The sequence below is a fragment of the Photobacterium sp. OFAV2-7 genome (genome assembly GCF_022347985.1).
Taxonomy (GTDB): domain Bacteria; phylum Pseudomonadota; class Gammaproteobacteria; order Enterobacterales; family Vibrionaceae; genus Photobacterium.
Window position 1 is genome coordinate 1 of record NZ_JAKRFQ010000358.1, and the last position, 4,842, is coordinate 4,842.

4 protein-coding genes are annotated in these 4,842 nt (G+C 47.7%); 1 reads left to right on the top strand and 3 read right to left on the bottom strand.

What is annotated here, in order from left to right:
- From MHN01_RS16645 to MHN01_RS16655, 3 genes are all read right to left on the bottom strand, one after another.
- Nucleotides 1-1,164: serine dehydratase subunit alpha family protein (locus tag MHN01_RS16645; protein ID WP_239412367.1), on the bottom strand; the 1,164-nt coding region annotated here is incomplete at its 3' end.
- Between the two features lie 172 nt (nucleotides 1,165-1,336).
- A complete protein-coding gene (locus MHN01_RS16650) occupies nucleotides 1,337-2,539 on the bottom strand; it encodes an NAD/NADP-dependent octopine/nopaline dehydrogenase family protein (RefSeq protein WP_239412368.1) in 1,203 nt (400 codons plus the stop codon).
- A gap of 81 nt (nucleotides 2,540-2,620) precedes the next feature.
- Nucleotides 2,621-3,757, bottom strand: a complete 1,137-nt coding sequence (locus MHN01_RS16655; RefSeq protein ID WP_239412369.1) for a hypothetical protein — start codon at nucleotides 3,755-3,757, stop codon at nucleotides 2,621-2,623.
- A 388-nt stretch (nucleotides 3,758-4,145) separates the two neighbouring features.
- Here MHN01_RS16655 and MHN01_RS16660 point away from each other — a divergent pair, with 388 nt between their 5' ends.
- Nucleotides 4,146-4,694, top strand: coding sequence for a helix-turn-helix domain-containing protein (locus MHN01_RS16660; protein WP_239412370.1), 549 nt, complete (start codon nucleotides 4,146-4,148; stop codon nucleotides 4,692-4,694).
- Nucleotides 4,695-4,842 lie beyond the last annotated feature (148 nt).

The following is a 4,842-nucleotide window of genomic DNA, read 5'->3' on the forward strand; positions in this document are numbered from 1 at the left end:
CACGTACTTAAGCGCACCACTCAGACCAGTGTAAGAACGGAAGGCACAGCTTGGTTTTGCACCGTCACAGATAACACCGGCCAGGTTACCCAGCGATGTCCGCGCCATATCGGAGATCTGCTCCTTAGTTGCGCCGCGAAGGAAGGCTACACCGCTTGCCGCAGAAACAGAAGCGACACCTGAGCAGTAGCACATCGGAGACAGGTGAGCATACTCGTTGGATTTGTAGTCAAGGTAGATGTTGATCAGGTTAGACATCGCCACAGCGCGAATGATCTCTTCTTCGCTTGCGTTACGGTAGTCACCTGCGGCAATCGGTGCCATGCTGGAGATGATGCCCTGGTTACCACTGCCAGTGTTACTCATCGCGGTATAGCCGCTGCCGCCCATACGGGCATCTAGGCCAGCAGTAGTCCACTTAAGTACGTGGGTGATCTCATCATCCGCAATAAGACCGGCATCGATCTTCTGTTGCAGAGTACGAGCGACCTGCAGGCCGTATTCGTTATCCAGGCCGTCTTTACAGATGGCGCGCGTCAGCTCTATGGCCTTTCTGATGTGGTCCAGATCGCTGATGTCACACTCTTTACAGAAGTCATAGATGGTCTCAACCGACAGGAAAGAAGAGTCGACAGGGATAGTCTCCTGGTTAGCCAGCGCAGCTTGCTCTTCTTCGTGGCTGCCAAGCACCATCTCACCATCTACCTCGATAAACTTAACGCCGTTGTGCTCGTTCCATAGGCTGACCGAAGCGGTGTGCTGATCAGTCTCAACGGTGGTTTTCAGATAGATAGACGGCGCCGGAGAAACCATGTCGAGTGTCAGTTTACCCGCAGGTACAAGCTGCTCGATCAGCTCTTCGGCAGCCGTTACGTCCGCATCAGTTACCTTACTCAACACCTCCATATCAAGATCCGCATCTCCGGCAAGCACACCCAGAACGGAAGACAGGAAACCACCACATTTACCTCCTGTATTTGGAATGCCAACCGACTGTACACCGATAACCATCAGGCCTGAACCTTCCATGGAAATGCGTTTAACTTCACCCGGGGCATATTTACGGGCCAGGGCAGCAGTAATCGCGAACGCGACAGGCTCAGTACAGCCCAGTGCAGGGATAAGTTCAGTTTCAAGAGCCTTAACAAAGACATTTTTTTCCATAACTAACTCCGGTTGATATTTCAAAAATATAGATAATATGAAACGTAGGGAAAACGAGCTTTCCCGGTTTAAGCACCCTCATATACAACATGCGCTTAGGCGATAAGGAATTCCCTTATACTGCCCTTATGTTCTATATAGAGGACGGCGTAGATAAAAAAATACGTAGCTCTTACTTACCCGTACGCATGTACCCGATTACATCTGCTGGGGTCATGTTCTCCAGTCCAAAGTCCTTCAGGTTGTAACCAGTCTCATAGTAATTCGTTTCCAGCATCAGATTCGATAGATCCGTCATCGCGCGGATGATTGGTGTCTCCACTTGCAGAAGTTCAGCAAAACTCATTGCGCCACTACATCCCACCGGAACATCCTCGGTGATGTATCTTGAATCTAATGGGAAACGCGCCCCTTTCGGTGCCGGCAGCCAGGTCGACTGATCCAGAGGTTCTGTAAATGGCAGACGGAAATCCTCACCAAACATCATCTGGCCAATCAGTCCCATACGCGACTGAAGCACATCCTCTTCAACCGGCATGATTCCTACACCAAAGGCCTTGGCGATCGCCACCTGCTCCAGATAGAAGGCGTACTGCACGCGCCCTACCGCCGGTGAAACGCCGTGAGCGTAGATATCGTAGATAGCATCCTTGCTGCCGACATTCGGGATAATGCCCCAGTTTTCAATCGTGCCGGTATTGAGCACAACCGCAGGCACATGCAGCAGAACATTAACGTTCGACAAGCCGATATCCAGTACCGTATCACCCTGAATAAGCTCGGTTGCGTCCAGCGCCGGGATCTCCTTGGTAGCCTCAAGGTAAGTGGCATAGTCACTGGAAGGTAATGTATCTACCCGGATTTCATTCTCGCGGTACATGACATTTACAACATCGGTTTCGGTCTCCATATTGTTAAAGTCCGTCAGTCGCGCACCGTACACCAGTGAGCAGTAACCGGCGATAATCACATCTGTCTTCAGCCCTTTTTCTTTCATGATACGGCGAAGGATCAGGCTGCCGTAATTGTCCGGGAAGATGCTGACGGTTTGTCCATCTTCCAGCAGAGGGGCAAGCTCTTCAAAGATGGATTCAAAGCCCTGAGCCTGTACCGAGACCAGGATATGATTGGCTCCCTGTACCGCTTCCTTCATGTCATAAGTGACCATATCCAGTACGATGGTGCCATTGCGCTTAAAGTTCTCATGGTTCTTTTCGATGCCTTCAAAGCGAATGCGACGGCTGTTCACAATCCCTTTCACTTTATTGTTAAACCGTGTGAACTCATACATTCTGACTTCCGCGCCGCCAAGCTTACAATCGGCAGCGAGTGCATGAGCGCCGTTACCGGCACCAATGATGGTTATAATTGCCATTTAATTGCCTTTCTTGTGTTGTATCGAATAAATCTGAGGTGCTCTGACGAGTCATCCTCGTAGTAGTATTCGGTATTCCAATCAAACAGTTTGTTCAGAAACCGTAATTCCTTCTTTTTTATCTTTCGCCTTAAGCATGTAGTAGCGAACCACCACGACCCCACATACGATGGCACCTGAATAACCAAAGTAAGTCATAATGTAGTTCAGCAGGGTCTGATAGGGGACATAAAGAGTAACGAAGTAGACCGCTGTACCGGCGATAACGCAGGTGAGTTTGTATTTCATGCTCTTTTCGTCCTTGATAAACATCGAGACGCAGGTCCAGATAATCGGGCAGAGCGTGCTATAAACCGCAACAAGGATGATGACCGCAAACGCACCACCAATCGCGCCGAAGATATTGTTCGCCAGCAGCAGGTTAGGGATAGCAGCGGTTGAAGCATTAGCGATGTTGCCGATGTGATTGAGGCCCATCACGATAGATCCAAATACAAAAGCGAAAGAGGCAAGGCCCATAATAATGTTGGTGTATTTGAAGTCATAGTCGCGCAGCTCGGAGCCCATACGGCCAACCATAGCGGACACTAGCAGCAGACAGCAGCCGCCAAAGGAGAGACCGGCAGCCACCGGGTTTGCACCAGCACGTGTCACCTCAACCTCACCATTGTTGATAGCCGCATTACCTGCACCGATAAGAGGGTAATATTCGAACGCAGAAATAATGCCGACAACAATCGTAAAGCCGACGATAACCGGCCCAATCCTGCCGATAATGTCGATCATTTTGTTTAGTCCGGCGGCAGCTGTACCAACAGAGATAACCACTGCAACCGCACTACCTATCGCAATAGGAATGCCCCACTGCTGGTGCAAGACATTACCAAAGCCGGAAACCATAAACATATAGCAGCTGGCGTTAAACGACCAGGCAAATGCTTCAAACAGCTTACCACCAGCGGTGCCTGCATAAAGTTTAAAGATACCGGAAACGTCATTAAGTCCTCGTGTGCGACCGGCATATGCATAAGCACTGTAGGCAAGATACATCATAAAGAAAGTAATCACACCGACCAGCATGCAGGACCAGACAGCCCCCCAGCCTGAAAAGAACTGCATGGTCTCCTGACCGGTGGCAAAACCTGAACCTATCAGATAAGCAAGTAGAGCACCGATAAAGGTAGTCTGCTTGCCGATACTCATTGTTTTGTTACCCATAGTTTTCTCCTTAAAAGCCTAATTCAACCTGCTCAATCGCCGCCTTTCTTTTTACAAAAAATCGTTAACACAGTATTCTTAGGCAATAGAACAAATCACTTGTCCGCTATAGTGTACGTTCGTCCAATATAGTGTTTTCCAGTTGTTCATCTTCGTCAACTCGCAATTTTGAATAACGAGACGTAGCGCAAAAAAGCAGCCACCCTATTTCGATGGTTCAGTCGTCAGAAGTTCATTATATCCATTTGATATTTAAGTTGTTATTTGGGTTGCAGAGTTATGGAGCTGGATTTATTATGATCTACGCGACTGCACTTCTGAGAGTAAGCGGCAAAGTTTGAGATGCAGAAGGCTGCATCACGCAATAAATTGAAAGAGGTAATACTAGATGGATGATTTTTCCGCATTGGGAGATAATCTGAAAAACACCCGGAACAAGATGGGACTCAGCCTCAGTGAGGTTGCTTCTATGACCGACGTCAGCAAAGCAATGCTGAGCCAAATAGAACGCTCGGAATCAATGCCGACTATCGCTACCGTCTGGAAAATTGCAAATGGCCTGAGAATGAAACTTGAAACACTCTTGGACTCTTCAAGCAAGCTACATGATGTAAGAAGCATAGATGATATGATCCCACTGAAGGATGATGATGGTCGCATTCTCATCTATAGCATTTCCCCGTTTTCACCGACAAGCGGAACTGAGGTTTTTTATGGCATCCTCAAACCCGGATGCAATTATTCAAAGTCAAACCACAAAAACAGTAGTACGGAACAACTGTTTGTTTTCCAAGGTGAAATGAAATTAATTGTCGACAAAAACACCTACCATCTCAAAGCGGGTAGTGCCTTCACATTCGACTCGCAAGATGATCACACATATATTAACTCCGGTGATACAGACGCAATTGTGCATATTACTGTCAACTATGAGTAGCGCCAGTTGTACTAAACTATATTGGCTCTGCTATATAGAGATAGGTTAATAACTCTGGCTTAGTTACCTTAACTGTTCTTTTGTACCATTTTTGATCTTATTTTACAGAGTAATGCTCACTTCTTGTACAGTTAACAAACTGTAGGTT